General features: G+C 43.1%; 25 protein-coding genes and 2 pseudogenes. 16 read left to right on the top strand and 11 right to left on the bottom strand.

What is annotated here, in order from left to right; all coding sequences use genetic code 11:
• Positions 1-10: 10 nt before the first annotated feature.
• Positions 11-103 (bottom strand): ISAzo13-like element transposase-related protein, encoded by a 93-nt coding sequence (locus tag QUB77_RS23610; protein ID WP_333180606.1) that lies wholly within the window; start codon positions 101-103, stop codon positions 11-13.
• Positions 104-1,045: 942 nt separating this feature from the next.
• On the opposite strand from QUB77_RS23610, the gene hpsL reads away from it, so the two are divergent.
• Positions 1,046-2,710 carry a hormogonium polysaccharide biosynthesis protein HpsL gene (hpsL, locus tag QUB77_RS23605; protein WP_333180607.1) on the top strand — a complete coding sequence of 555 codons (1,665 nt, stop codon included), beginning with the start codon at positions 1,046-1,048 and terminating at the stop codon, positions 2,708-2,710.
• A 141-nt stretch (positions 2,711-2,851) separates the two neighbouring features.
• On the opposite strand, the gene QUB77_RS23600 is transcribed toward hpsL, so the two are convergent.
• The 4 genes from QUB77_RS23600 to QUB77_RS23585 all read right to left on the bottom strand — a co-directional run bounded on the left by QUB77_RS23600 (position 2,852) and on the right by QUB77_RS23585 (position 6,285).
• Positions 2,852-4,120: a DPP IV N-terminal domain-containing protein gene (locus QUB77_RS23600; RefSeq protein WP_333180608.1), complete on the bottom strand. Its 1,269-nt coding sequence runs from the start codon at positions 4,118-4,120 to the stop codon at positions 2,852-2,854.
• 166 nt (positions 4,121-4,286) lie between these two features.
• The gene (locus tag QUB77_RS23595) at positions 4,287-4,733 is read right to left on the bottom strand and encodes a hypothetical protein (protein WP_333180609.1); all 447 of its coding nucleotides are present in this window, start codon (positions 4,731-4,733) and stop codon (positions 4,287-4,289) included.
• Complete coding sequence (locus tag QUB77_RS23590) at positions 4,730-5,602, bottom strand: ParA family protein (protein WP_333180610.1); 873 nt, start codon at positions 5,600-5,602, stop codon at positions 4,730-4,732. Before QUB77_RS23590 ends, QUB77_RS23595 begins: the two co-directional genes overlap by 4 nt.
• Positions 5,603-5,739: 137 nt before the next feature.
• On the bottom strand, positions 5,740-6,285 hold the full coding sequence (locus QUB77_RS23585) for a hypothetical protein (protein ID WP_333180611.1): 546 nt from the start codon (positions 6,283-6,285) through the stop codon (positions 5,740-5,742).
• A gap of 161 nt (positions 6,286-6,446) precedes the next feature.
• Between QUB77_RS23585 and QUB77_RS23580 the strand changes: the two genes are divergently transcribed.
• A complete protein-coding gene (locus QUB77_RS23580; RefSeq protein ID WP_333180612.1) occupies positions 6,447-7,610 on the top strand; it encodes a tetratricopeptide repeat protein in 1,164 nt (387 codons plus the stop codon).
• A gap of 56 nt (positions 7,611-7,666) precedes the next feature.
• Here QUB77_RS23580 and QUB77_RS23575 read toward each other — a convergent pair.
• The 3 genes and pseudogenes from QUB77_RS23575 to typA all read right to left on the bottom strand — a co-directional run bounded on the left by QUB77_RS23575 (position 7,667) and on the right by typA (position 10,051).
• Positions 7,667-7,932, bottom strand: a pseudogene (locus QUB77_RS23575) (Txe/YoeB family addiction module toxin).
• Positions 7,932-8,153, bottom strand: coding sequence for a hypothetical protein (locus tag QUB77_RS23570; protein WP_333094472.1), 222 nt, complete (start codon positions 8,151-8,153; stop codon positions 7,932-7,934). The pseudogene QUB77_RS23575 and the gene QUB77_RS23570 overlap by 1 nt, the downstream one beginning before the upstream one ends.
• A gap of 107 nt (positions 8,154-8,260) precedes the next feature.
• A complete protein-coding gene (gene typA / locus QUB77_RS23565; protein ID WP_333180613.1) occupies positions 8,261-10,051 on the bottom strand; it encodes a translational GTPase TypA in 1,791 nt (596 codons plus the stop codon).
• 121 nt (positions 10,052-10,172) lie between these two features.
• On the opposite strand from typA, the gene QUB77_RS23560 reads away from it, so the two are divergent.
• The 4 genes from QUB77_RS23560 to QUB77_RS23545 all read left to right on the top strand — a co-directional run bounded on the left by QUB77_RS23560 (position 10,173) and on the right by QUB77_RS23545 (position 13,437).
• On the top strand, positions 10,173-10,511 hold the full coding sequence (locus QUB77_RS23560; RefSeq protein WP_333180614.1) for a type II toxin-antitoxin system RelE/ParE family toxin: 339 nt from the start codon (positions 10,173-10,175) through the stop codon (positions 10,509-10,511).
• Entirely contained in the window at positions 10,504-10,863 is a 360-nt protein-coding gene (locus QUB77_RS23555) for a transcriptional regulator (RefSeq protein WP_333180615.1), read from the top strand. The genes QUB77_RS23560 and QUB77_RS23555 overlap by 8 nt, the downstream gene beginning before the upstream one ends.
• 58 nt (positions 10,864-10,921) lie before the next feature.
• Positions 10,922-13,042, top strand: coding sequence for a pentapeptide repeat-containing protein (locus tag QUB77_RS23550; RefSeq protein WP_333180616.1), 2,121 nt, complete (start codon positions 10,922-10,924; stop codon positions 13,040-13,042).
• Between the two features lie 173 nt (positions 13,043-13,215).
• Positions 13,216-13,437 carry a helix-turn-helix transcriptional regulator gene (locus tag QUB77_RS23545; protein ID WP_333180617.1) on the top strand — a complete coding sequence of 74 codons (222 nt, stop codon included), beginning with the start codon at positions 13,216-13,218 and terminating at the stop codon, positions 13,435-13,437.
• A gap of 26 nt (positions 13,438-13,463) precedes the next feature.
• Here the strand turns inward: QUB77_RS23545 and QUB77_RS23540 are convergent, their stop codons facing one another.
• Positions 13,464-13,607 carry a hypothetical protein gene (locus tag QUB77_RS23540; RefSeq protein ID WP_333180618.1) on the bottom strand — a complete coding sequence of 48 codons (144 nt, stop codon included), beginning with the start codon at positions 13,605-13,607 and terminating at the stop codon, positions 13,464-13,466.
• 55 nt (positions 13,608-13,662) lie between these two features.
• Between QUB77_RS23540 and QUB77_RS23535 the strand changes: the two genes are divergently transcribed.
• The 5 genes and pseudogenes from QUB77_RS23535 to QUB77_RS23515 all read left to right on the top strand — a co-directional run bounded on the left by QUB77_RS23535 (position 13,663) and on the right by QUB77_RS23515 (position 18,162).
• Positions 13,663-14,490 (top strand): M15 family metallopeptidase, encoded by an 828-nt coding sequence (locus tag QUB77_RS23535; RefSeq protein ID WP_333180619.1) that lies wholly within the window; start codon positions 13,663-13,665, stop codon positions 14,488-14,490.
• A 167-nt stretch (positions 14,491-14,657) separates the two neighbouring features.
• Complete coding sequence (coaD, locus tag QUB77_RS23530; protein WP_333180620.1) at positions 14,658-15,236, top strand: pantetheine-phosphate adenylyltransferase; 579 nt, start codon at positions 14,658-14,660, stop codon at positions 15,234-15,236.
• Positions 15,119-15,805 carry a DivIVA domain-containing protein gene (locus QUB77_RS23525; RefSeq protein WP_333180621.1) on the top strand — a complete coding sequence of 229 codons (687 nt, stop codon included), beginning with the start codon at positions 15,119-15,121 and terminating at the stop codon, positions 15,803-15,805. Before coaD ends, QUB77_RS23525 begins: the two co-directional genes overlap by 118 nt.
• A gap of 159 nt (positions 15,806-15,964) precedes the next feature.
• A pseudogene (locus QUB77_RS23520) lies at positions 15,965-16,809 on the top strand (IS630 transposase-related protein).
• A 300-nt stretch (positions 16,810-17,109) separates the two neighbouring features.
• Positions 17,110-18,162, top strand: coding sequence for an acyltransferase (locus QUB77_RS23515; RefSeq protein ID WP_333178605.1), 1,053 nt, complete (start codon positions 17,110-17,112; stop codon positions 18,160-18,162).
• A 14-nt stretch (positions 18,163-18,176) separates the two neighbouring features.
• Here the strand turns inward: QUB77_RS23515 and QUB77_RS23510 are convergent, their stop codons facing one another.
• A complete protein-coding gene (locus QUB77_RS23510) occupies positions 18,177-18,908 on the bottom strand; it encodes a TIGR04283 family arsenosugar biosynthesis glycosyltransferase (protein WP_333178602.1) in 732 nt (243 codons plus the stop codon).
• 229 nt (positions 18,909-19,137) lie between these two features.
• Between QUB77_RS23510 and ubiG the strand changes: the two genes are divergently transcribed.
• The 5 genes from ubiG to QUB77_RS23485 all read left to right on the top strand — a co-directional run bounded on the left by ubiG (position 19,138) and on the right by QUB77_RS23485 (position 24,523).
• Positions 19,138-19,983, top strand: coding sequence for a bifunctional 2-polyprenyl-6-hydroxyphenol methylase/3-demethylubiquinol 3-O-methyltransferase UbiG (ubiG, locus tag QUB77_RS23505; RefSeq protein ID WP_333178599.1), 846 nt, complete (start codon positions 19,138-19,140; stop codon positions 19,981-19,983).
• A gap of 479 nt (positions 19,984-20,462) precedes the next feature.
• Positions 20,463-20,789, top strand: a complete 327-nt coding sequence (locus QUB77_RS23500) for a cupin domain-containing protein (protein WP_333178597.1) — start codon at positions 20,463-20,465, stop codon at positions 20,787-20,789.
• A gap of 162 nt (positions 20,790-20,951) precedes the next feature.
• Complete coding sequence (gene fldA, locus QUB77_RS23495) at positions 20,952-21,464, top strand: flavodoxin FldA (protein WP_333178594.1); 513 nt, start codon at positions 20,952-20,954, stop codon at positions 21,462-21,464.
• Positions 21,465-21,614: 150 nt separating this feature from the next.
• Entirely contained in the window at positions 21,615-22,352 is a 738-nt protein-coding gene (locus QUB77_RS23490) for an alpha/beta hydrolase (RefSeq protein ID WP_333178592.1), read from the top strand.
• 197 nt (positions 22,353-22,549) lie between these two features.
• Complete coding sequence (locus tag QUB77_RS23485; protein ID WP_333178589.1) at positions 22,550-24,523, top strand: ATP-binding protein; 1,974 nt, start codon at positions 22,550-22,552, stop codon at positions 24,521-24,523.
• 221 nt (positions 24,524-24,744) lie between these two features.
• Here the strand turns inward: QUB77_RS23485 and QUB77_RS23480 are convergent, their stop codons facing one another.
• A complete protein-coding gene (locus QUB77_RS23480) occupies positions 24,745-25,011 on the bottom strand; it encodes a FeoC-like transcriptional regulator (protein WP_333178585.1) in 267 nt (88 codons plus the stop codon).
• Positions 25,012-25,041: the final 30 nt, after the last annotated feature.

Genomic DNA, 25,041 nt, shown 5'->3' with positions numbered 1-25,041 from the left:
TTTTAAAGACTCACAGGCAGGCGAATTCACGGGTATCTTTACTGTTTCCTAATGTTATATATCCTCGGTTTTGTTGAGAATCATAAATCCCATGTGGGAGCATTTTTCCGTGACCTTAACTCAAAAATCACGATCAAAAGTAGAGACAAGTTCTTTTTTGTAGAGGTTTCCCGGACGAGACAAATTACCTAAAAATTCTTTTTTTCGTATTAAAACTAATAATAGGATTGTTGGCTTCTTTATACTCTGTATCAAGTCTCGAAATATTTTTAAATTGAGGGTCCCGATTTTGATAAATTCCTATTGTGTGTTTTTTGTTGCTTTTCGTTTCAGATCACATATCTATGCTTTTTTAACAGTTTTGCCACTAAGGAGAGACTAATGGTAAAACCTGCCACTTGTAGTCCAGAAGCTATTTCTTTATGCGTCAAATTAGTTTACTTGATTAACTCATTCATTGGGGCTCCGGCTGTGTGATTTTTTAAAACTTCTAAAAAGGCTGTATCAATGCAGATTTGAGTAGACCGAATACTTTTTCTTCCCCCTCCTTTCTTTCTGATCCTGGAACTATTTAGTGTCTCTGAGTCCCTTTTTTCTAAATCTTCTAATCCCTTATGGTATTTCGGCTTCAACCCAAAAGTTGCATTACATAGCTAATTCCACACCTCCTAATTTTTGAGATTCTTTCTTCTGCATACCTTCCTTTATCCTTTTCTGATCGGGATTTATAATTTTTTTTCATTTCTGACTCAATTGAACTAGAATAAAACATGGATTTAAAAGTAAATTAGAATAGTTAAGTAGAAAAATTCGTTGTGAGTTGATCTCTCTAGGAGCGACAATGGCAATAAGCGGACTTTTTTCATTATAACCGATAACTCATCAACTTATTTATTTTTCAGTCCTAAATCCCTCTTCCTTCCCTCTTCCCTCTTGCATCGGACTGACATCCATTACATCCGTTACATCCGTTACATCCTCAGAAAGCGACTCCGTTGCCGAACTTCCTTCTTCCTTCTTCCCTCTTCCTTCTTGCTTCTGCTATATGTTGAAAACCAAGCGCAAATCCAAGAAATCCAAACACAAGCACGGCGAAAAAACAACAGCGCTCAGCAAAAAAGAAGTAGCTGCACAAAAACGCAAAATTTCAGAAAAGCGCAATGAATTGGTGCAGGCGATCGCCATAAGCTGCTTAGTCACCGTTGCTCTGAGCATTCCCCTGTTGTTCGTAGCAGGTCCTAAGATTGCTATTGCAGGAGGCGCTGCCGCGACCATCTTGCTGCTTTCCTACAAATACCCCCGTCAAGCTTTGTGGACTTTTCTAATTTACCTGCCTTTGAGTGGTACAATTACTTACGCAATTGGTGGCGGGAATGCCGCATTTCAAGTAGCCAAAGATGCTTTCTACATACCAGCTCTCATCGCCCTAATTCAAAGCTGCAAAAAGAAACAGTTGCGCCTGTTCATTCCCAAACAAATGCTTTCTACCTTCAGCATCCTGTTGATGATGGCAATGCTGACTTTAATTTTTGTCAACGGGGAGATGCAGCTCAACCCTATGAAGGGCGACAAACCAATTCTGCAAGGAATTCTCGGCTTAAAAGTATTGATAGGTTACATACCGCTGATTGCTTGTACCTATTATCTGCTCCGCACTAAGAAGGATTTGGTATTTTTTAGTCGAATGCACATCGTTTTGGCGATCGTTTGCTGCCTTCTCGGTTTGATTCAGTACCTGTTGCTGCAAAGTGGAAAGTGTGCGGGAACCAGAGGAATGACCGGAGCAGAATTATACAAAGCAACGCTGGAAGCTAGATGTTTTGTGGGCGGTTCTTTGGTGTTCAGTCCAGAAGTCAAGTTTGTCCGCTTGCCGGGAACTTTTGTCGCGCCTTGGCAGTGGGCGTGGTTTTTAATTTCTAATGCTTTTTTAACCTTTGCCTCTGCCTTTTGCGATCCTTCATTCTGGTGGCGAGTTATCGGTTTATTTGGCATGGCATTAGTATTTGCCAATGCAGTTATTTCTGGTCAAAGAGCGGCTTTAGTTATGGTTCCTGTTGCTACAGCAATCCTGCTAGTTCTCACGGGTCAATTAGTTAATTTAAAACGATTTATTCCCATCGGTGCCGGACTGGCGATTCTGCTGTTTGTCGGTGCAGCTATTAACCCGGGAATTATCGAGCAGCGGTGGGAGAGTTTTATTAGTCGCTGGAATGCTGCACCGCCCCAGCAGTTTCTCTTTAATCAGTTCGAGCAGAGCAACAATTTTATCATTGACAAACCTCTCGGTAGAGGTGTGGGACGAGCCACTAATTCAACGCGAATATTTGGTACCACGCAGCTAATTGAAACTTTCCAACCTAAGTTGATATACGAACTAGGTTATCCGGGAATGATTAGTTTTCAGATCATGCTTTTACACTTAGCTTTTCTAACTTTTAGAGCTTACAGATCTGTCAAGGACAAAAGTTTGCGGAGTTACGGAGCTAGTTTTTGGGTGTTTGTTGCATTTATTACGATCAATACTCAATACTATCCGCTGGATGTAGATCCTGTATCCGTGTATTATTGGGTTTTAGCTGGGGCGATTTTAAAGTTGCCCAAAATTGATAAACAGGTGCAGGATGAAAAATACCAGGAAGTTGAGTCAAATGAATTGCAAGTTCACCCGCCATTAAAGGAGAAAAAAATTATTGCATCTTCCCCCATTTAAGAAGAGTTTTAAGTGTTGAGTTTGGTGGCTTCTTTCTTGTTCCGTAACCCGCTTTCTCTCCAAGGCGGTGCAAAGATAGCCCGCCATTCTGGGTTTATCTGTGCTAAAGCCTACCCCTACAGCATATTTGGGATCTTAACTTTACTGCGGTTGCCAAACCGGATGGCTAACATTCAAATCCTGGTCTTTTGTCAATTTAGTTAATGCCGAACCGTCCCGATTAATTACATACAAATTGCTTTTGTTTCCTGGGATTTCATTAAATATAAAAGCAATTTGCTGGCTGTCAGAAGACCAAGCTAATTCCGATAATTCCGACGGTTTTAGCCGGGTAGCTAGTTGATTTAGCTGGTTCCCGTCAGCATTGATTGTGTAGAGTTTTTGATTGTTGAACTCTCCGGCGACGAAAGCAATAACTTTGCCATCCGGCGACCACGAAATTTCGTTGTAGTTTCTGGGTTTTTGGGTGAGATTATTGGCTGTCCGCCGGTTAATTTCGAGCAGGTAGATATCTTGCTGTTCGCCTGATGAATCGCCCGGTTTATTGTAATAGTAAGCAATGTGGCTGCTGTCGGGCGACCAAAACATATTGACGTTGTAAACCTCATTTTGCTGGTTGTTCGTCAAATTTTTAAGGTTAGTTCCATCGGCATTAATTGTGTAAATTTGCTGTTTCGGATAAGCGCCGAACAGGAAAGCAATTTTTGTGCGATCTGGCGACCAAACAAGTTCACTTCCGCCGGATACATATTCGCCGGGGCTTTTAGTTAGTTTGGTCATTCCCGAACCGTCGGCATTCATTTTGTAGATATTTTTATCCTTGACAAATGCTACCTGCTGACCGTCCGGCGAAAGGTAAAATTCTGAGGAAATTTCTGTTTTAGGCGGATATCCTCCTACTTCCAAATTCCGAACTACTTTAGTTCCTTTAATGCCAGAAGTGTCGCTTGTATAAAGTGATTGGCTGCCGGGAGCATCAGAGGTAAAACCGTCGCAAGAACGGGCAAAAACAAGTTTCTGGCTGTTGGAAAACCAAGCTATTTCAAAATTAGCTGCTTTGCAAGCATCCCCAGCAAACTGTTTAGTTAGTCTAGAACCGTCAGCATTGACTGTATAGATGTCGGTGTCTCCGCTAACGAAAGCCAGTCGCTCGCCGTTGGGCGACCACACTAGGGGAGCGCTAACATCTATATTAGGTGCAAGTTCGCGGCGAGCGGAACTGGTAGCATTGACTGCAAATAAACTGTTTCTAACCTCGCTGCCGCGCCTCTGGAGAGCGGTAAACGCTAGTATCCTTGGTTTTTGGGCTGCGGTTGGGGGAGGGGTGTGAAGGCTCAAAAACAAGGTGATTGAGAGTGTTAGGGAGATAATGGCGATCGGCTTAATTCGCAATAATTTATGCAAACGCATTTTGTCAATATCATCTCCTTACTTTTAAATCTTCACAGTCTTCATTCCTCATATCCCCGACTTCTTAAAGTGCTGGGGGGATATGGCAAATTCTAACTCCAAACTATTACCAATGCCGAATGTGCAGCAATGCCCCATTCCCAATACCCCATTCCCAATGCCCCATTCAAAGTGTTTGTCTGTCGATATGTCTCGACAGCCTCAAACTCTGTTTAATTCTGCCAATAATTAGCTCAAACATTTTTTTGCGGGACGGATTCTTACTGCTGGGCGGCATCCCTAACTCGCAACACATTAAGTTCAAGTCAGTTGCACTCATTGCCAATAACTTTTGCCTCACCTCTTCTTCATTACCATTCTTAGCTTGTAAACGCAGTTCTTCATAAACTTCTAGAACATTTCCCGCCGATAAATTAACAGGTTTATTAACATCAGCAGCCCTGGGAATATCCGAAGTTTTTGAGCCAGCAGAAATCACTCCCCGCTTGACTTGAGTCTCAAGCCGGGTTAATTTTCGAGCAACGTCGCGCAAGATTTCCTTAAGTTCGCCAATTTCCTCAACCAACCCCCCGCTTTCTTGTTCGGAAGCAGCCAAAATTTCTTTTTTACTCATTTCAGATACTCCTCACACTCGCGCCATAGTTTTTCAAATTCTCTAACTAATTCTCGCGGCAGTTCTCCCTCATTAATGGCCCGTTTTAGCCCAACGCTTTCGCGAATCGTCGATTCTAAAAATCTAACTTCTATGTTATTATCTTTTGACATCTCATCGCAAAGTCTCTTTACTTCTCTCATGTAAAACTGAACTTCATTGGTCAGCAATCCTCCATATGTTTTAGCTTTATTCATAAACACTGCAATCTTGGGAAACGGATAAGGCTCAATCCGTTTCTGGAGCGAGTTTAAAACTAAACTCAATCCCCTAGAACCAAAATAATCGGGATTGACGGGAATTAATATTAAGTCGCAGCAAGAGAGTACGCTGTAGGTGAGGAGACTGAAGGAAGGTGAACAGTCAAAAAGCATCAAGTCGTATTTTGGGAGATTGGCAGAGTTGGCGATTTTGCCGATAAATCTGCGGATGAAGTCTTTAACACTTTTTCCCTCAAATCCATCGATATCTAACCAATACAATTCTTCAACTGAAGGGACAAAATGCAACTGTTCGTCAATCTGATAAATGGTGTCGAAACCAACGGGAAATTTAAAATTCTGTCCGGCTTTTTTAAAGACTTCTAGAGCGTCGTAAATTGTAAGTCTATGCTTGAGGGATTTTTCGTACCACTTACCAAACTTGTCATCTAAATGACCTGTATTTTCGTTAAGTCCGATCGCCTCTGTGAGCGACATTTGCGGATCTAAGTCTAACATCAAGACTTCTAAGTCGGTTCCTTGGGATATAATATTTCCCAGACTCCAAGTGACGGTAGTCTTTCCGACACCGCCTTTGAAGTTGATTACGGCTATTGATTTAGGACTCATGGCTGGCTTTGTTTGGATTTTGCTCAATTTTTTATTAAAACATAACGATCGCCAAATTAGCGTTTGCTAAGTATTATTACTCCAATAATGGCGATCGCCTTGAGTAGGCGATCGCCAGATTAACAGCGAGTCTCTTTTTAGAAAAGAACGTCAGGAAACTTGAAAACGTGACTAGCAATATTCCGCACCTTTACTAATGGAACAGGTAATCCAGTTACACTGTAGCCTCGATTTGGTACTACTTTCTGCGAGAATTCGGGCTGTTGCTGCGAAACTAACAACCTGAATTTACCCGGTTCGACGACCAATATCTCCTGTTGAGGAATGAAAAATATCCAGAGATCGGCTTGCGAAGTCCATCCCCAACAGGGACGGTTGCGATCGTCAAAAGTTTCAAAAAACAAGTTTCCAGTTTGCTTGGCTTTTAAATCGGTCTTATACTCAGCAGTTGCAGTTGAACCGTTTGGGCGAATTACTACGTGGTCAATACCTGCTTTCTGATACTGCGGCAAATCTGAGACATCCTCAATGCGATAGCTATGAATCTGCAACCATTGATCTACGATCGCCTCTCCTGTCTTTCCTACTTTCTTTTGAGTTTGGAAGTCGTATTCCTGTTTTTGGGAAAGCGGGGTTAGTGGCTGGGAGAATTCGGCTTCGTTGTGCTGATTGTTGTTGTACATGATTAATTCCGTCAGCTAAGTTTTGAGTAGTGAATCACTACATCCCTAGCTTCGCAGTCACACTTTTAAAGTTCAACCTAAGTAAGGGATGACTTTGGTATGAGTTTGGTATAATTTTTAATAGGAGCAGCTAAAATGGTCACAAATAGGGTAGTGGGACTATGGCAAACAGACCGCGGGCAAAGAGATCGCTCATAGCATCTGTAGCAGGCATCGAACAAGCCAGAAGAGCTTTGACAAAAAAGGGTTGGATTTATGATAATTTGGCAGAGGAAGTAAGCCTAACTCGTCAGCCTGTTGTAAATTTTTTTACTGGCAAGACTGTTGACCGCAAAAATTTTGTTAATTTTTGCAAAAAGTTAGAGTTAGATTGGGAAAAAATAGTCGATTCTCCTATCATTCCACCTGAATCGAAGCTAGAACATAAAGAATCAAGGAACACACAACCTGCAAATGCTGAACCTGAGCAAGTTGAGGAAGTGCTGAACAAGTTTTGTGATATTGAGGTGGTAGTCGAGAGGGTGCGAGCGCACTCTCCTCTCTGTGCTGAGGATTTCAATAAACTGGGAATAAACAAGGCTAAGGAAAGAGATTTTGAGGGAGCACTTGAAAATTTCGATCGAGCAATTAAGATCAATCCTAATTATGCAGATGCCTACAATAACCGGGCTAATGTTCGCCATGAACTAGGAGACGATACCGGAGCAATTGAGGATTACACAAATGCGATATTGCTCAAGCCTAATTGTCCAGATTTTCACAACAACCTGGGTATTATTTCTTCTAACTCAGATGATTACCGAGGAGCGCAGGCAGCTCACACCCGAGCAATTAAACTAAATCCTCGCTATGCTCAAGCCTACAATGACCGAGGTGTTAATAATTTAGACATAGATGATGTAGAAGAGGCACTTAAAGATTTTACCCAAGCAATTGAACTAAATGCTGATGATGCCCTTGCTTGGAATAATCGAGGTGATGTCTACTTCTTGAAATTAGGCTATTTGCAAGAAGCGCTTGATGATTACACGCAGGCAGCTTGGCTGAATCCTAAGAATCCTAAAACATTCTACAACCTGGGAGTTATTCACTCTCGTTTGGGGAACAAAGAGAAAGCGCTTGAGGATTTTACCAAGGCAATTCAGCTTGAACGAGACTTTGCCCAAGCTTATCTAAACCGAGGCATTGTCCACTATGAATTGGGCTATTCCCAAAAAGCAAATGTCGATTTTCACAATGCTAAAAATTTATATCGTGTCCAGGGAAAAGAAGAAAATTACCAAAAGGTACTTAATCTAATAGAAGAACTTCAGCAAGAAGATTGAGAGCGATCGCATTTAGTAAAGGGAGAAAAAAAACGATAGGTACATTGCTTAAAGCTTCATTCACTGTAATGATTCTTACAAGCTGCGATCGCAATTTCGACCTCCGTAACTTGGTAAACCAAACGATTTTCGTTATCAATGCGCCGCGACCAAAAACCACTTAACTCGTATTTTAAAGGTTCTGGTTTACCCATCCTTCAAAGGGCGATCGATCTATATCTTTAATCAATTCTACAATTTTGCGATAAATCTTTTTGTCTAATTTTGCCCATTCATTAAAATCTGCAAAAGCAGAAGATTCAAAAATAATTCTTCTACTCATTACAAATCCTGTAAATCGACTTCAACTAAATTTTGTCTGTCTTTAACATTTTCAATAGCTTTCAACAGTTTGTTTTTATTGATTTCCGATTTCAAAAGATATTCGGTTTCATCGCATTCTGAGACAATTATTTCAATCTCTTTATCTCCAAAAATTGCTTTGATTTGTTCTAAAAAGTTACGATCTAGTTCGCTGGCTTTTAAACGATAAACTGTTGACATCGTTTTTACCTATTTTTGATTGAGTTAAAATGATTAATATTGCCTTTAAATACAGTAGTTTGAAGTTGACACTAAGGGCTGGCAAAATTGCCAGCCCTCAAGTTTTTTTAGCGTTTCACCAACTTCTTAGACACCTTCCGCAAGCGAATTGATTTCGGAGTTACTTCCACCAATTCATCCTGACCGATGTACTCCAAAGCGCGTTCCAAACTCATATCGACTGGTGCTTGCAATTGCGCCAATTCTTCACCGCCAGATGCGCGGTGGTTTGTCAACTGCTTCGACTTGCAAATATTCAGCTCCATGTCATCATCTCGGTTGTTTTCGCCGATAATCATCCCTCTGTAAACCTTGGTTCCGGGGGTAATGAAAAATACGCCACGGTCTTCAGCATTTTTCAGTGAATAAGTAGTTGCAATTCCTTCTTCAAAGGAAATCAATACTCCGTTGCGACGGGCGATAATTTCTCCACCGAGGGGGCGATAGTCGAGGAAGCTGTGGTTCATAATTCCAGCGCCGCGAGTCAAGCGCATGAACTCGCCTCGGAATCCAATCAAACCGCGAGCGGGGACCGAAAATTCGATTTGGGTGCGGCCGGTGCTGCTGACGTGCATATCTTGCATTTCTGCTTTGCGCTGACCGAGGCGTTCGATGCAGCCGCCGACTGCTTCTTCGGGTACGTCTAATACCAAACATTCAAAGGGTTCGCAGGGACGACCGCCGATTTCGCGGAAGATTACTTGCGGCTGGGATACTTGGAATTCGTATCCTTCGCGACGCATATTTTCGATCAGGATTCCGAGGTGGAGTTCGCCACGGCCGGATACGAGGAATTTGTCGGGAGATTCGGTTTCTTCGACGCGCAAGGCGACGTTGGTTTGGAGTTCTCGCATTAGCCGATCGCGAATTTGCCGAGATGTTACCAAACTACCTTCTTGACCGCAGAACGGCGAATCGTTCACAGAGAAAGTCATCTGCAAAGTTGGTTCGTCTACTTTGATTAAAGGCAGCGCTTGCGGGTCGTTGGGACAGGTAATTGTCTCGCCAATATACGCATCAGCAAAACCAGCAACGGCGACAAGATTACCAGCAGAAGATTCTGGGATATCAATCCGCTTCAGGCCTTCAAAGCCCATCAATTTGGTAATTTTTGATTTGACAATCGCGCCGCTTTCGGTGATTAAGACTGCTTGTTGACCGATTCTAATCGTGCCGTTGTGGATGCGGCCGATGACGATGCGACCGACGTATTCTGAGTAATCTAAGGTGGTTACTTGCAGTTGTAGTGGCTTGTTGGGGTCGCCGACGGGGGGTGGTACGTGGTCGAGGATTTCTTCAAAGAGGGGCTTCATATCTACCCCTTCGTCTTCGAGGTGTTTTTTGGCGTAACCGCTTAAGCCGGAACCGAAGAGATAGGGAAATTCGCACTGATCGTCGTCAGCACCTAGTTCGAGGAACAGATCCAAAACTTTATCGACGGCTTTGTGGGGGTCGGCTCGCTCGCGATCGATCTTATTGACAAAGACGATCGGGCGCAGTCCTTTTTCTAGGGCTTTTTTGAGCACGAACCGCGTTTGCGGCATCGGGCCTTCGTTGGCGTCTACGATCAGCAGACAGCCGTCAACCATGCCGAGAACTCGTTCGACTTCTCCGCCGAAGTCCGCGTGTCCGGGGGTATCGACGATGTTGATCAGGGTTTCTCCGTACCTGACGGCGGTGTTTTTGGAAAGGATGGTAATGCCACGTTCGCGCTCGATGTCGTTGGAGTCCATGACGCAATCTGGGATTTCTTCCCCTTCGCGGAAGATCCCGGACTGTCTGAGGAGAGCGTCCACAAGGGTGGTTTTGCCGTGATCGACGTGAGCAATGATGGCGACGTTGCGAATGGGAAGACTCATAATGCGTCTGGAGCGTTAAACGGATCTAACTAAAGATTTCTTAATAATTGTAGCGCATGAAGTCAAGGGCCGATCGGGCGCGGCTTTAAGATTGGAGTGCTGACCCGCTAAAATTGAAATTATGGAAGCGCCACCCAAGGAAATTCAGAGTTATAGCCAGCCTGACGGCAGAGTTCCTTTTGATGAGTGGTGGGAATCTCTCCGCGACTTTAAGGGTAAAGCCAAGATTGTGAAAAGGCTGGAGCGTGTTAGCAATGGAAATTTGGGAGATTGTCGATCGGTTGGCGAAGGTGTCTCGGAATTGAAAATTGACTTTGGCCCGGGCTACCGGGTTTATTTTGGACAAGTTGGAGCAATAATTGTGCTTTTGCTGTGCGGTGGAGATAAAAGTACTCAAGATCAAGATATTCGCACTGCTAAGAAATATTGGGAAGAATACAGGAGCCAAGAAAATGCCTAAAAGTGTCCCTTACCATCCGTTTAAAATCAAATCTCTCAAAGATCCCAATTTTTCTGCTGCTTACATCACAGAAATTTTTGAGGAAGAAGAGGGAGATTTGGAATTAAGAATCATGCGAAAAGCGCTGAGAGATGTATTTGAGGCTCTGGGCGAACCAAATATGTCTGCTGATGATGCTAAGTTGCATTTGGAAAAGTTAGATACTTTGTTGTCGGGAGACGGAATTGCGACAATTTATGGTTTGGCTAGTTGGCTGAAGGCTTTGGGATTGAAGTTAACGGTTGCGGTTGATGCAGGAGATGAGCAAATTTCTGCAAATATTGCTGAGTTGGCAGAAGTTGGTAATGTTTGATGAGGCGCAAACTTCCCAGACTTGGCTTTTGAAGTATTTTTGATTTCAGGATAGCACTATGTCAGAAACCGAACTAGATTTAGGATCAATAGCCACGAGAGTATTGCAGCTTGAAGAAGAGCAAGTTATTCTGAAAAAATATCTAGCCAAACTTAAGCGCCAGTTAGAGGCACAGGAACAGCGATTTAACGATCGCCCGGAACCGCAAATGCTAGAAAGTTTGACTGCTGAAATTGCGTCCCTGCAACAGCCGTGTGATTTGGGTAATGGCGATATGTCTGTCATTGCCGATCGACCGATCGAGCTTGACACCGAGACAGAAAAGCCAAACTCAGACTTTCAGTATCAGTTAGTATGCGATCGTCCCAACAGTCGCGCTGTGTTGATGGAAGCCCTCTCACTAGCACAAGAGCGGCTGATTATTGTTTGCCCTTGGCTCAATTGTAACAGCATTAATGATGAATTGCTGCAAAAATTTAGAGAGTGTTTGAACCGAGGATGTTTGATAAATATTGGCTGGGGTTATCTGGGAGACAGGCAAAATATCGGCAAGGGATGGCGCTACAATGCTTTGGCAGATTTGCAAGAATTAGCCAGCGAATATCCCGATCAATTTTGTCTCTCTTTATTGGGAACTCACGAAAACTTTTTAGTCTGTGATTCTAGTTTTGCCATGTTGGGTAGCCATAATTTTCTGACTAACAGCGATGAAAGTGCAGAAAAAGAAGTGGGAATTCGCACGAATGACTGCCAAATTGTCAAGCAATTAATTGAGCGCTTTAACAGCAGCGAAGTATTAAATGAGGAGGAGATAGAAAGGCGGTTTTTAGCGAGTTCGGATTCCATCGATCGAGCTGATTATTTGGAAGGCTTGGCGGCGGATGCTGAAGATATTGCTTTAGAGGATAGCTGTGAGGATGTGGAGGATGAGTCTGAGGAATGTCTGGAACCTGTTGTTAGTGTTGAGGATTTTTGGCAGCGTTACACTCAGGGAGAAAGGGATTTTACAGGGATTAATTTAGCTGGTGCTAATCTGATCGGTAAAAACCTAGCTTCTGATGTCAACATGAGTAATGCTAATTTTACAAAAGCTAATTTAAGGGGTGTTAATTGGCAGAGCCTCAACCTCAGCGGGGCAATTTTGAAGGGAGCAGATATGAGGGATGCTTATTTCTGTAGCACCAAATTTAACGAAGCAAAACTAGGAGATGCCAATCTTGCTCAGGCTAATTTATCCAGTGCTAATCTGAATCACGCAAATTTAATCAATGCCAACCTTGCTCAGGCTAATTTATCCAGTGCCAATCTGGAGCGGGCAAATTTAATCAATGCCAACCTCTCTCAGGCTAATTTACAATCAGCTAAACTAGAAAAAGCCAAATTGAGCAAGGCAAGCTTAAAAGGAGCAAACCTAGAATATGCAAATTTCGTTGAAGCCAATTTTAAGGGTGCAAATCTCAGTGGTGCCAAACTTAGTCAACAAACAAAATTCACCACAGCCAACCTCGCTCAAGCTAACTTAAGCGGGATAAACTTGAGAAAAGCAGACCTAAGAAATGCTGATTTAACAAATGCAAACCTGAGTAATGCTAACCTTGTAGAAGCAAATCTTGATGGAGCAAATCTCAAAGGAGTTCAGCTTCAAGGAGCGATTTGCAATCAAGCAACTTTATTTCCTACTGATTTCGATCCCGTGAAAGCTGGCGCTTACTTAATTGCTCCTTATGTATCACTGCCAAATGCCGATCTAACTGGTAGGGACTTGAGCAGTGTTAACTTGACGGGAGCCCATTTACAAGGTGCTAATTTGAATTCGGCCAACTTGCAGAGTTCCAATTTGAGAGATGCCAATTTGAGTGGTGCAAAACTTCAGGGAGCAAGGCTAGACGGCTGTAATTTTAGTCGGGCTAATTTGAAGCAGGTAAACTTGAATGATGCAAGATTAGTTAGTGCAGATCTAACGACAGCCGACTTAACTGAATCTGACTTGCGACAAGCGGAATTAAACTCTGCAAAGCTGCGTGGTGCTGAGCTAGTTTCAGCAGACATCCGTGCAGCAAGATTAGGCTTTGCAGACTTATCTGGCGCTAACTTAACGGGTGCAAAAATAGGGGGAGCGGACTTGGCAAATGCTAAACTGACTGGTGCAATTATGCCAGATGGCTCTACTCACGAATAAAATTAGTTAAGGGGTTTGCTAAACAAACTCTACTCAAAAAGCGTGAATACACTCTTTCCCAGAAAATAAATATAATGAGAGGTTGTCTAAAAAAGTGATTGCTCTTCCGTTTCTGAGGCCGGGGGACGATCGCCCTTTAAGATCTAATTACTTAAAGTCACAATACTTGCCCTTTGTCAAGCAGCGGATTGGTGAGGTTGCGGATTCGAGAGTGGGCTGCCGAGAACGGTTGGACTCTGACAGAGGTTGCCACTCGATCGGGCGTTCACTACAGCACGCTGAAAAGTTATGCCCGATCGCCCGGTATGGCAATGGCTGACATCGGTGCTCTGCTAAAATTGGCCCGGACGTTTGATGTGTCGATCGAAGAATTGTTAGATTTTGTGGAACAGTAACAAATTACACTTAAAATAAACCAGCGCTACCAGCGCCAACCAGTGCGACCTCGCAGGGACGATCGACTGTGGGCCCAAGTAACAAATGCGAGAGTTGGCGGATGGGACAGGGCGAGGTCAGAAAGAGATGATATATTCTCAGCGGCAATTGTAGCTGTTCGATCGCCCATATCGGTCTACAATTTGTAACGTTGAGCCTTATTGAAGTGCAGGAGTGGAGCTGGCTTGGATAACGCTAGTCTGTCAAGAAAACCCCCGCAAGCCTCGGAGCTTGTCGCCGACGAAATTCCAGAAGCAGTGCGAGACCACCCATACCCAGAAGCAGGGCAGAGTCAGTCTAAGAAAAAAGGGCTGATTTGGAAACTGCTAGGGTTGGCCGCACTAGCCTTTGGGGTCAGCATCTGGCTGCACCTCAACTTTAACTTGTTCCCAGCCACCAGTCAGGCCGAGCAAACTCAACAAGACTCAGCGGCGACAAGTTCCGCGTCTCCGTCTGTCCCAAGTCCAGCTACCACCCCAAAAGTCCCCGCAATCCCAGAAAACCTGCTGGGCCACTTGCCCTACCCAGAAGCACCAGCCAAAGACTTGGTAAGCGTCACCTCCGACGGTAGCGTCAAACTCCGCTCCTCAGCAGCAGCAAAATATCAGGAAATGGTCAACGCCGCAGCGGCATCAGGCATCTACTTCGCTCCCATATCCGGCTTTCGCTCCCTGCAAGACCAACAGCACGTATTTTTTGACGTGAAAGCCGAACGCAGGCAAAACGCCAGCAAGCGAGCCGAAGTCAGCGCCCCTCCAGGTTACAGCGAACACCACACCGGTTACGCGATCGACATCGGCGACGGCAGCGCCCCGGAACACAACCTCAGCCCCAGTTTTGAAAATACCCAAGCATTCAAGTGGTTAGAAGCCAACGCCGTCGCCTTCAGCTTTGAAATGTCCTTCCCCAAAAACAATCGCCAAGGCGTCAGTTATGAGCCTTGGCATTGGCGGTTTGTGGGCGACAAGCAAAGCCTCGAAACTTTCTACAAAGCTCATTCGATGAAAAAGTAGAGCCAAGAAGGAAGAAGGAAGAGGGAAGAAGGAAGAAGGAAGAAGGAAGATTTTCCACATCTCCGGCTTTGCCACTCTTCCACTCTCCCACGGCCCCACTCTACCCACTCTCTCATTCCCCCACTCCTCCACTCCTCCACTCTCCCCCACTTCATTGAGCCAAACTCGTGATTGCAATCTATCCAGGCAGCTTTGACCCCATTACCTTCGGTCACGCAGACATTATTGAGCGGGGATCTAAACTGTTCGATCGGGTAATTGTTACCGTAGTCAGAAACCCCAGTAAAACCCCTCTCTTCACCGTAGAGGAACGGATCGAGCAGATCCTGCGCTCTACCCAACACTTGCCAAATGTAGAAGTAGACAGTTTTGAGGGTTTGACAGTAAACTATGCTAAGATTCGACAAGCCAAAGTGCTGCTGCGGGGGCTCCGGGTATTAACAGATTTTGAAATGGAACTCCAGATGGCCCACACCAATAAAACCCTTCTGGGTGAAATTGAAACAGTTTTTTTGGCAACTTCTAACGAGTACAGCTTTTTAAGTAGTAGTGTAGTTAAAGAAATAGCCAAGTTTGGTGGCTCCGTAGATCATCTTGTTCCGAAACACGTCGCCCTAGATATTTACAAATGTTACGCCAGCAGGAACCAACTCGCATCGAACCCGACAGTACCGGCCTCGGCACTGAGAACGAACCTCCTCAGAACACAGCCGCCTTCGGAGACCCCACCCGAACCGCAGGAGTAGACATCCAGCGGGAATTGAACAGGCTTGAGGAAATTGTTCTCGACAGCCCGCGAATTCCCATGACCAGACGCACTCTGGTGGATGAAGAACAGTTGCTCGATCAGTTAGACTTGGTGAGGCTAAATTTGCCGATCGCCTTTGGGGAAGCCGAGACAATCATCCGGCACAAGGACGACTTGCTTCAAGAGGCGGAACTTTACGCTCAGGAAGTGATAGAAGCAGCAGAACAGAGAGCAGCAGAAATTTTAAACGATATGGGCCTGCTTCAGCAGGCGAAGATAGAGGCAGATCAGTTGCGGCAGCAAGTTTTGCTCGACTGCGAGGCAATTCAGCAGGCCACGCTGGCGGAAGTCGAACAAATTCGCTACCAGGCTCAAGAAGAATTGGAAGAGATGAGAGTAAGGGCGCTGGCTGAATGCGAGGAAATTCAAAACGGAGCCGATGATTATGCCGACCAAGTGCTCGATAATATCGAGCAAAAGTTGAGCGATATGCTGCGCGTGATCCGCAACGGGCGCGATCAGTTGGATAGTGTTTCAGCGTCGCACATCCATCACAACAACGGTTAGCCCACAGTGAACTCATTGCTTGAACATCTCTAAAAGTCTACCTAATTTAGGTAGATTTTTTTTCGCAATAGTCTCTATAGTCTTTATAGTCATTTCAAATAAATGTGAGACAGAGGCAAGATCATGATAAAATCGATAAAAATAGTTAATTAAAAAAAAATGGCTTACAGTCTAGACTACCGACAAAAAGTAGTCAATGGATGTGGAAAATGGAGGGAGTATAACGAAAGCTGCCGCCATATTTAAGGTAGGAAGAGCAACAATTTATAGATCGCGCCGGTAGGGAAGACCTTCGACCAACTCAGGTCACTCACCGTCAACGAAAGCTAGATTGGGAAGCCCTCAAAAAAGATGTTGAAAAAAATCCGGCAGCAAGATTAGTAGAAAGAGCAAAAACTTTCTCCGTCAGACCGAGTGCCATCTGCTATGCCTTAAAAAAAATGAAGATTACCAAAAAAAACAACTTCGCTATCAAGAAAGAAGTAGAGCGATAGAGAATGGAATACTACAGAAATCTGAGATAATTAATTAAGATTTATGGCAGCAAAAGTCTTGTATTCATTGATGAGTCTGGATTTGATGTTTTTGTGGGTTCTGTCTATGCCCTTTCAAAAAGAGGAAAGAAAGTCTATGGCGAAAGACCAGGAAAACGGGGAAAAAGAGAAAATTTAGTAGCAGGAAGAAGAAAAGGAAAGAAGGACTTAATTGCACCAATGCTGTTTATGGGTAGTTTGAATGCAGAAGGATTTTCAGGATGGTTATCTTTATATTTGTTACCAGATTTAACAAGTCCATCTATATTGATTATGGATAATGCACCCATTCATCGTAAGACGGTCCTTAGACTATTGGTTGAGTCGGCCGGTCATCAGATGATTTTTTTACAAAAATACTCTCCAGACTTAAATGATATTGAGCATGATTTTAGTGCATTAAAGAGAGCTAAAATGTATGCGTCTCTTGGCACATCTCTTGATGAAGTTATTCGTGCTTATTGTGCATGAAGAGTGTCTCATACTTATTTGAAATGACTATATTCCTCAATCCCAGCACTCGGTGACTTATTTGGGCCGACATAAGTTTTGTGAAGATAGGAGCAAATATAACCTTTTATGCTATGGTACTCCTCATACGAAATCCGGATTAAAGACCCCCTTTATCTCTTAGTCCCCCTTTGCTCGGACTTCGTTTGACTCTATGCAGCGGTTTCAACCGCCGAATGATAAAAGGGGTAGCAAATCGGGATTTGGTATCAGACAAAAAATTCCTAACTTGATTCAAATTTTGACAATCTAATTTTTACCATGCAAAAAGTTTCTAATCGGTTCGCTGAATTTGATTTGATCCGAGCTTTAGCCATCGTCAGTGTTGTGATTACTCATGCGGGGTTCTTTACATTTCGCGATCGCAGAATTTTATTTGTGGCGATCGATACATTTCAACTATTTTGCGTACCTGCATTTTTACTGTTGAGCGGCTTTTTTCTCACCAACAAACTGGAAAATCAAAATAATCCCGCACTGGTAATCAAAAAAAGACTGTCGAAAATTTTACCGCCTTATCTGTTTTGGTCAGTAGCTGTGTACATATTAAATAATTTGGGAGAAATAAAAAAATTCGATTTACTTTCATTACTCAGAGATATCTTGACTGGTTCAGTGATGCCTCCCTATTACTTCATCGTTGTGATTATTCAATGCTACGGCTGGTGGTGGCTTCTCGTGAAATTAAGATTTTTAGAACCCAGAAAAGTTTTGGCTTTGGGGTTAACAATTCAAACAATTTTTACAATCTTCTTCTACTTAACCGCTTTCCAATACATATCAATACCTCTACCTTTGATGGAGCGCTGGATTTTCAGTTGGATTTTGCCATTTTCAACGGGTCTATTTTTGGGCAGCTCGTATGACAGAATTCAACCCGTTCTCGAACGGATGAAAATGCCAATCTTAGGGGTAACTATCCTTTTTTATCTAGCTAGCATTGGGGAATTTTACCTAAAAAGTGGAGTTGATTCGGAGGCATGGTTTCTCCGATCGTTTTTTAAAATATCTGCTCAAGGATACGCAATTTTGTTCGTATTATCGATCCTCGCATTTTCTAAGAGTATCGCACTTCCCAGTAAAGTATCTGGGTTAGTCAAAATATTGGCTGCTTACTCATTCCCTATATATCTCCTGGATTCGACAGTAGTGAAATATGTGTTGTTGGTGTTTTATAAGTTTATTGACCCGGTAAATCCGCTGCTGAAACTCGGCTTTTTAGTTACGGGGACTTTGTTAGGTTGTGGGGCGATTATTTACCTGTTGGAAAAAGTTTTGCCCAAAAATTACAGGCAGTACATTTTGGGAATTTAATCAAATTTTGTGTTTCAGCGGATGTCTTCATAAAACTGCTTGAGATACCTTGGGGAAACGCCAAAACCCCAGAAAAAACCAATCAAAAGATAGATCGCAATAGCTTTAAATTCGCCCCAACTCGCAACTCGACGATCGCTACTTTCCACTACCCGATTGACTAACTTAAGTCTCCCCCGTCGCACTAACTTCAAACACAAATCCGCTTCCTCCATAATTGGCAGCGCAGCATCAAAACCCTCGCATTCCCAAAAATCGGTACGGCGACAAAAAATAACTTGGTCGCCAAACAGCAGGCGCAACCCTTTGAAAAATAAATGAGGTCGAAATAACAGCGGCGCGTAATAAGTTTTCAGGTAATTGTGGAGGGAAAAACCCCATCTTGTTTGCTGCGAACCAGCCATCAGGGAGATAAACCCGCCGCCCACAATTTCGGCATCGGACAATGTTTTCTGCATAACTGCTACAATGTCGTCGGGAACTAAAGTATCGGCGTGGAGAAAGCACAGAATTTCACCGGTGGCGACCCCGGCACCTAAGTTCATTTGCAGGGATCGTCCGGCTATACTGCTAGAAATAACGCGGGTGCCGGCGGAAAGTGCGATCGCCCCTGTGTCGTCTTGACTACCGCCGTCTACCACTAACACCTCCCAAGCCGGAGGATTGAGAATGCTGAGTTGGCGGAGGGTGCGTTCGAGACAAGTCGCTTCGTTAAGGGCTGGGATGATAATAGAAACGCGATCCATCTTGTTGAAATTTGGGCCAGAGCTATTATAATAAACAACTGTGGCGATTCACAACTAACGAAAAAATAGAACTTACGCGCGCGGATTCAGAAACCCGGTGTCTGCCTGTGAACTCGTCACGAAACCTCCGATTTTTTACAGAAATTGGATTTTTTGGCGTCAGTCCTATAAAATCACGCATAAGTGCGATCGCCCTCTATATTTTCCACTAATCAGGACTGATAAAATCGTGCAGAAAACTGAAGTAAAAAATGATTTAGAATTTTATGAGGAAAATGCCGATAATTGGTGGGACGAAAATGCTAAAATTTATGCTTTATACCATCTAAACAAACCGAGATTTGAGTTTTTCGACAGACACGCGACTAACTGGCAAGGGCTGAAAACCTTAGATGTCGGGTGCGGTGGCGGCTTTTCTTGCGAGTTTATGGCCGAGAGAGGCGCTATTGTTTCTGGAATAGATCGATCGGACAAATGTATTGTAGCAGCTCAAAATCACGCAGTTACCAACGGTTTCGAGATTGACTACAGGCAAGGTTTTGCCGAAAATATGCCCTACGACGACAATACCTTTGATGTTGTAATCTGCGTGGATGTTTTGGAACACGTGGCCGATTACAAAAAAGTTGTGTCTGAGGTTCACAGGATTCTTAAGCCTGGGGGACTGTTCTTTTTTGATACAATCAACCGAACTTTTTCCTCGCAAGTTGTGATGATTGGGCTGATGGAAAATATTTTGCAGGAGATTAAGCGGGGCGTTCACGATTGGGAGAAGTTTATTACCCCCGATGAACTATCGCTGGTAATGCAGGATATTGGTTTTGGCAAGATTGAAATTAAAGGTTTTGATATGTTTGGAGAAATGGGCGCTATGTTAGCCGCAATGCACGGGTTTTGGGAAGATTTTACACGCGGCAAGCAGGTGTTTCCTTCGGCGGGTATTTTTAAACAAGTCTCTCAAACTCTAACATCTAATTTCGCTAACTATATAAATTACAAAAAATCAGGGTTGTTTAAAATCCAAATCAATGAGGATACGTCGATTATGTATGTTGGCGTTGGGGCGAAGAATTAGTCAGTTAATTGTTGACTCTTGTCATTAGGGGCGGGTTGGAGACGGATTTTTGCGATCGACAAATCCCGTTAAAACCCGCCTCTATTGCATTTTTTAGGGTACGCACGCAGCGGTACACCTTATCCTGTTGAGTGCAATACACATATTCCGTAGGCACTGCGCCGTATCCTTACTGTATTGCGGGCAATTGAGAATTGCTATATTGGCGATCGTGCTACAAATGTAATTTCAAGAACTAATTGCAAATAATTACTAACTATTTTTTCTGTTAAGCCCTTACGTCGCGCTGTCTTAGCGTCCACAAACACCGCCCGGTGTGAATTTGGGGCTGCTTGTGCTGAGTGTAAACCTAGTCTGACAGCATTGTGTAACAAATCTTAATGTTTTACTCTTGACAATTTATCTAAATTGCATGGTAGCTTATTGAATATTAATTGCAATAAGTGCCGGAAGTTAACAGTACCTGGAGGTCAATCACCGTGACAGCAGCAATAGTTTCCGCATCCGCCGATCGAATCAGCGACGGACAACCCGCCGACAGCCAAAAACTGATGAGTTTGGGTAAAAATTCCGAAATACCTGACCTCGATAACTCCAAAGATGTAACCCTCGCCGTCTTAGAAGGAGGGGGAACTCTCACGGTGTGCGATCAAAAAGTCACTTTAACACCGGGAGTATTTGTGTTTGTACCCGCCGGCATCCCGCGCAGTCTAAAAGTACAAACCACACTGAATTTGTTACTAATTGACTGCGAACCAGACCCCGATTTGAGTGAGTCAGCTTGGTTAATGAATTTTCAACTTTAAGCAGATGAAAAAACAGTGTCCTTGCTGCCTTGACTCCCTAATTTCTCAGGTGCGCCACAATCGCGTCTACTGTTTTTGCATGAATTGCAGGCAGGAAATGCCAAATCCTGACTCAAAAAAAATAATTCTCAAGCACTATCAAATTTCACCTTCGGAGTAACAATGTCGAAATCAATTGGTCTTTTCTACGGAACTACAACTGGCAAAACTGAGTCTATCGCTGAAATGATTCGGGATGAATTTGGTGGCGATATCGTGACTTTGCACGAGATAGGCAGCATTGAAAATGATGATTTTGCTGAATACGAATGTCTGATTATCGCCTGTCCAACCTGGAATATCGGCGAACTGCAAAGCGACTGGGAAGGCTTTTTCCCAGAACTTGATGATATTGATTTTAGCGGCAAAAAAGTAGCTTATGTGGGAACTGGCGACCAAGAAGGCTACCCGGATAATTTTATGGATGCCATGGGGATTTTGGCTGAGAAAATCACGGAACAGGGCGGCGAAACTGTTGGTTATTGGCCGGTAGACGGCTATGATTTTAATGAATCTAAAGCGGTAGTTAATGGCAAATTTTGGGGTCTTGCTATTGATGAAGATAACCAATCCGATCTGACGGAAGCACGGGTAAAATCTTGGGTATCTCAACTCAAGACAGAATTTGCGATCTAGGATTAATGGTGGGCAGGTTTTGCAATTACTCGTTACCAGGATCGGCCTCCAATTTTACTCCGCGATGCAAAGCCTTTGGACATCGGTTCCCAAGAAGAGCCTGGGAACCAGTTAAAATTATTAATAGCTGCATTTTCTAACTTAAAAGTGATGAGATATACTTCAGATGATGTGCTGTGGCTAAGTGCCAGTCCGAGTTTGCAATTATTCGATCTTTCTCTCCTTAACTACTTAAATCAGTCAGTACCAATACAAATATGGAAATACGAACAAACGCAAGATGAAGCTTGTTCTTTAGATGTCGCCGTTGAGCTACTAGATCACTATTTGAAAGCGCGGAATCGCCCAATTCATCTAATCGGTCACAGTACCAGCGGACTAATTGGTTTAATGTATGCCCGCCGCTATCCTCACAAAGTCAGCTCTTTGGGACTTTTAGCTGTCGGCTTGCCATCTACTATTAATTGGCAAGCTCATTACTATACACATCTTTCAGCTTTTTCCTGGAGTCGTAAACAAATTTTAACTCAAATGGTTGGCGATATGTTGGGAGAACAAAATCAGTATATCAATCAAAGATTTGTATCATATTTTGAAGAAAATTTAGCACTTTCGCCTTCGCCTCACTCGTTATTTAGTACGACAAATTTATCCGATGGGGGTGTAGAAGTACCTTTGTTGTTATGCAGTAGCAAGACGGACTTTGTAGTATCTCCTATTGTCATGCGCCCCTGGCTTAAGTTCCTTAAAAAAGGCGATCGACTTTGGGAATTTAAAGAGGGTAGGCATTTTTTTCATCACTTCTATCCAGAACAAGTTGGGGAAGAAATACTAAACTTTTGGCTGTCTCTACACAGCCGCCAACCGATTTTAGATTTGAGGTTCTAGATTGGCGCCACTATTGAGATAAATAACTAACAAGTTTTGGGGTGCTAAAAGCAGTCTACTCGCCAGCCTGCCAAAATCTACTACAGATTCAACTCTTTATATATCAAGACTTTGGCAGCACTAGCAGCTTCCCGCAATGAAAATTTACGGTTAATGTATTATGATATATTAATGAGTCTTATTCTTAATAATTAATTATGAAAAATATAAGGAGTGCGATCGAGGGCGACAACAGCTCAATCAAGAGCCCACCGTACTTTCGAGTACCGCTGAGCCTCAAAATTATCGTGCCGTTTCTAAGTGTATCCGTCACTCTATTGTTATTAGTCATACACACAGTCAAAATCGGATTTGCCAACACTCTCGAAAAAGGAGTGCGCGATCAAATTGAAAACCAAGCATTTTTAGCCGTGCGAGACTTCAAAACTCGCTCGACTCAATTGACAATGCAAGCCAAACTACTATCAGAAGAACCAGAAGTTATTGGCGCTGTAGAAAAGAAAAACACAGACATATTGCGTCAAGATATATTATCTCTACAAACCATTTTTAAACTAGATTTAGTCAAAGTAGTAGACGGGCGGGGCGAAATAGTAGCAGAGTTGCGAGAAGATTCGCTCATAGATAAGAAGTTAATCAATAGCGCAGCGATAAATTCAGCACTTAAAGGCTTAGAAAAATCAAATTTCGTCAGCATTGATGGCAAACCGCAAGCATTGCTAGTAGGATTTGCACCGATTAGAAGCAAGAAGAGGATAATTGGTGCTGTACTCGTCGGTGACTTAGTGACAGACGAACAATTGCATAAAATCAACATTGATACTAAGAGTAAAAACTACTTCGCAATCTTTAAATCCGGAGAATTAATTGCTACTAATTTTTCCCAAATTCGCTCTAAATATTGGAAAAAACCTACACCACAGACATCGACTACTAAAATAGATATTGAGCGCCTGTCTTACATAATGAAAACGGTAGAAATCTCCGAAATAGGCGATAGCATAGCTCTAGGTGTGTTTAGCCCAATGGCGACAGTGCAGCAAACGCAATTAACTTTATCTCAACGGCTAGATAGTTTCTTTTGGGCAGGGGTAATTCTAGCCACGATTGTTGGTGCTGTAGTTAGCCGAATCATCGGAAAACCAATTCTAGATTTAACTCAAAACGTGAATTGGATGGCAAGCAATGAATACTTTTCTGGTAGAGTACCCATTCCTTCCTCTGATGAGGTAGGTCAACTTGCCGAAGCTTTCAACTGTATGATAGAACAAGTAGAAAATCGCGATCGTACACTAAACCTACAATTGCACCAACTGCAACAAACGCTTCACGATTTAAAAAATGCCCAATCTCAACTAATTCAAGCCGAAAAAATGTCCAGCTTGGGGTTGATGATGGCTGGTATTGCTCACGAAATTAACAACCCAGTTAACTTTATTTATGGCAACCTCTCTCATGCTAACCAATATACTCAAGATTTGCTCAGGCTTGTAGGACTTTACCAGCAGGAATTTCCGAATGCAAGCACGCCGATTCAAGACTGCATCGAGGAAATTGAACTCGAATTTTTATCAGAAGATTTGTCGAAGTTACTATCTTCGATGAAAATGGGTACTGAGCGAATTCAGCAAATTGTTTTGTCCCTGCGAAACTTCTCTAGGTTAGATGAAGCTGAAATGAAACCAGTCGATATCCATGAAGGAATTGACAGCACTCTATTAATTTTAAATAGCAAAATAAAAACAGCGATTAAAGTAATTAAAGATTATGGGAAATTGCCCTTGGTAGAGTGCTATCCGTCGCAGTTAAACCAGGTATTCATGAATATCATAGCCAATGCTGCTGATGCACTGTTGAGCAATCCAAATCTTCGCAACAAGGAGATTGAAATACTCACCGAAATAGCAGGAGTAAATCAAGTGGTGGTGAAGATTAGAGATAACGGTAATGGGATTGACCCGGATGCAATTAATAGGCTATTTGACCCATTTTTTACCACTAAACCTGTGGGTAAAGGAACTGGTTTAGGGCTGTCAATTTCCTACCAGATAATCGAGAAGCATCAAGGGAAAATAGAAGTGAATTCGGAAATAGGGCAGGGAGCCGAGTTTGTGATTTATTTGCCGATAAAAACCCGGATCATAGAAGCAACTTGTCTGTGCCAGAGTTAATAGGGCTTGATCAATTTAATATCAGTTAGTGCATCTATGTTTTATGATTTTTTAACTGGTTCCCAGGCTCGGCCTGGGAATCAATATCTAGAGGCTCTGCCTCACTATCCTAGCAGGAAAATTGGAGGCAGAGCCTCCGGATATGCGTTACTAGGCTCTGCCTAGTAACGAGTAATACCGTGATTAATTTTAGGGACACGGCACTGCCGTCTCCTGATTTGTTAATCACAAGTTGCAGAAACTGGCTCTTTTGCTGACACCGACTCGCCAGGATTTACCCATACATAAATCTCCGTTGCATCGTCGGCGCAACTGCCACAGCCGCCACATTTTTTGGCTTCTGCCATTTTGCTAATTCTGCCTTTGCGAATTAGGCGATTTAACATTCCGCGCAAAGCATCACTATCCATGCGAAAGTGGATTTTTAGATCCGCGATAGAGGCTCTTTTGTTGTCAGCAATAAATTTCTGGATTTCGCTTAAAATCATGGCTTTTCTCCTTTGTTTGATTTTTAAACG

Source organism: Microcoleus sp. AT9b-C3, assembly GCF_036705485.1.
Classification (GTDB): Bacteria; Cyanobacteriota; Cyanobacteriia; order Cyanobacteriales; family Microcoleaceae; genus Microcoleus.
The sequence above is the reverse complement of the archived record's forward strand: the minus strand, read 5'-3'. Positions and strand labels throughout refer to the sequence as shown.

Coding starts and splice junctions, on each gene's coding strand:
- QUB77_RS23610 (WP_333180606.1), bottom strand. CDS start 103: ATGCTCCCACATGGGATTTATGATTCTCAACAAAACCGAGGATATATA.
- hpsL (WP_333180607.1), top strand. CDS start 1,046: ATGTTGAAAACCAAGCGCAAATCCAAGAAATCCAAACACAAGCACGGC.
- QUB77_RS23600 (WP_333180608.1), bottom strand. CDS start 4,120: ATGCGTTTGCATAAATTATTGCGAATTAAGCCGATCGCCATTATCTCC.
- QUB77_RS23595 (WP_333180609.1), bottom strand. CDS start 4,733: ATGAGTAAAAAAGAAATTTTGGCTGCTTCCGAACAAGAAAGCGGGGGG.
- QUB77_RS23590 (WP_333180610.1), bottom strand. CDS start 5,602: ATGAGTCCTAAATCAATAGCCGTAATCAACTTCAAAGGCGGTGTCGGA.
- QUB77_RS23585 (WP_333180611.1), bottom strand. CDS start 6,285: ATGTACAACAACAATCAGCACAACGAAGCCGAATTCTCCCAGCCACTA.
- QUB77_RS23580 (WP_333180612.1), top strand. CDS start 6,447: ATGGCAAACAGACCGCGGGCAAAGAGATCGCTCATAGCATCTGTAGCA.
- QUB77_RS23570 (WP_333094472.1), bottom strand. CDS start 8,153: ATGTCAACAGTTTATCGTTTAAAAGCCAGCGAACTAGATCGTAACTTT.
- typA (WP_333180613.1), bottom strand. CDS start 10,051: ATGAGTCTTCCCATTCGCAACGTCGCCATCATTGCTCACGTCGATCAC.
- QUB77_RS23560 (WP_333180614.1), top strand. CDS start 10,173: ATGGAAGCGCCACCCAAGGAAATTCAGAGTTATAGCCAGCCTGACGGC.
- QUB77_RS23555 (WP_333180615.1), top strand. CDS start 10,504: ATGCCTAAAAGTGTCCCTTACCATCCGTTTAAAATCAAATCTCTCAAA.
- QUB77_RS23550 (WP_333180616.1), top strand. CDS start 10,922: ATGTCAGAAACCGAACTAGATTTAGGATCAATAGCCACGAGAGTATTG.
- QUB77_RS23540 (WP_333180618.1), bottom strand. CDS start 13,607: ATGGGCGATCGAACAGCTACAATTGCCGCTGAGAATATATCATCTCTT.
- QUB77_RS23525 (WP_333180621.1), top strand. CDS start 15,119: ATGTTACGCCAGCAGGAACCAACTCGCATCGAACCCGACAGTACCGGC.
- QUB77_RS23515 (WP_333178605.1), top strand. CDS start 17,110: ATGCAAAAAGTTTCTAATCGGTTCGCTGAATTTGATTTGATCCGAGCT.
- QUB77_RS23510 (WP_333178602.1), bottom strand. CDS start 18,908: ATGGATCGCGTTTCTATTATCATCCCAGCCCTTAACGAAGCGACTTGT.
- fldA (WP_333178594.1), top strand. CDS start 20,952: ATGTCGAAATCAATTGGTCTTTTCTACGGAACTACAACTGGCAAAACT.
- QUB77_RS23490 (WP_333178592.1), top strand. CDS start 21,615: ATGAGATATACTTCAGATGATGTGCTGTGGCTAAGTGCCAGTCCGAGT.
- QUB77_RS23485 (WP_333178589.1), top strand. CDS start 22,550: ATGAAAAATATAAGGAGTGCGATCGAGGGCGACAACAGCTCAATCAAG.
- QUB77_RS23480 (WP_333178585.1), bottom strand. CDS start 25,011: ATGATTTTAAGCGAAATCCAGAAATTTATTGCTGACAACAAAAGAGCC.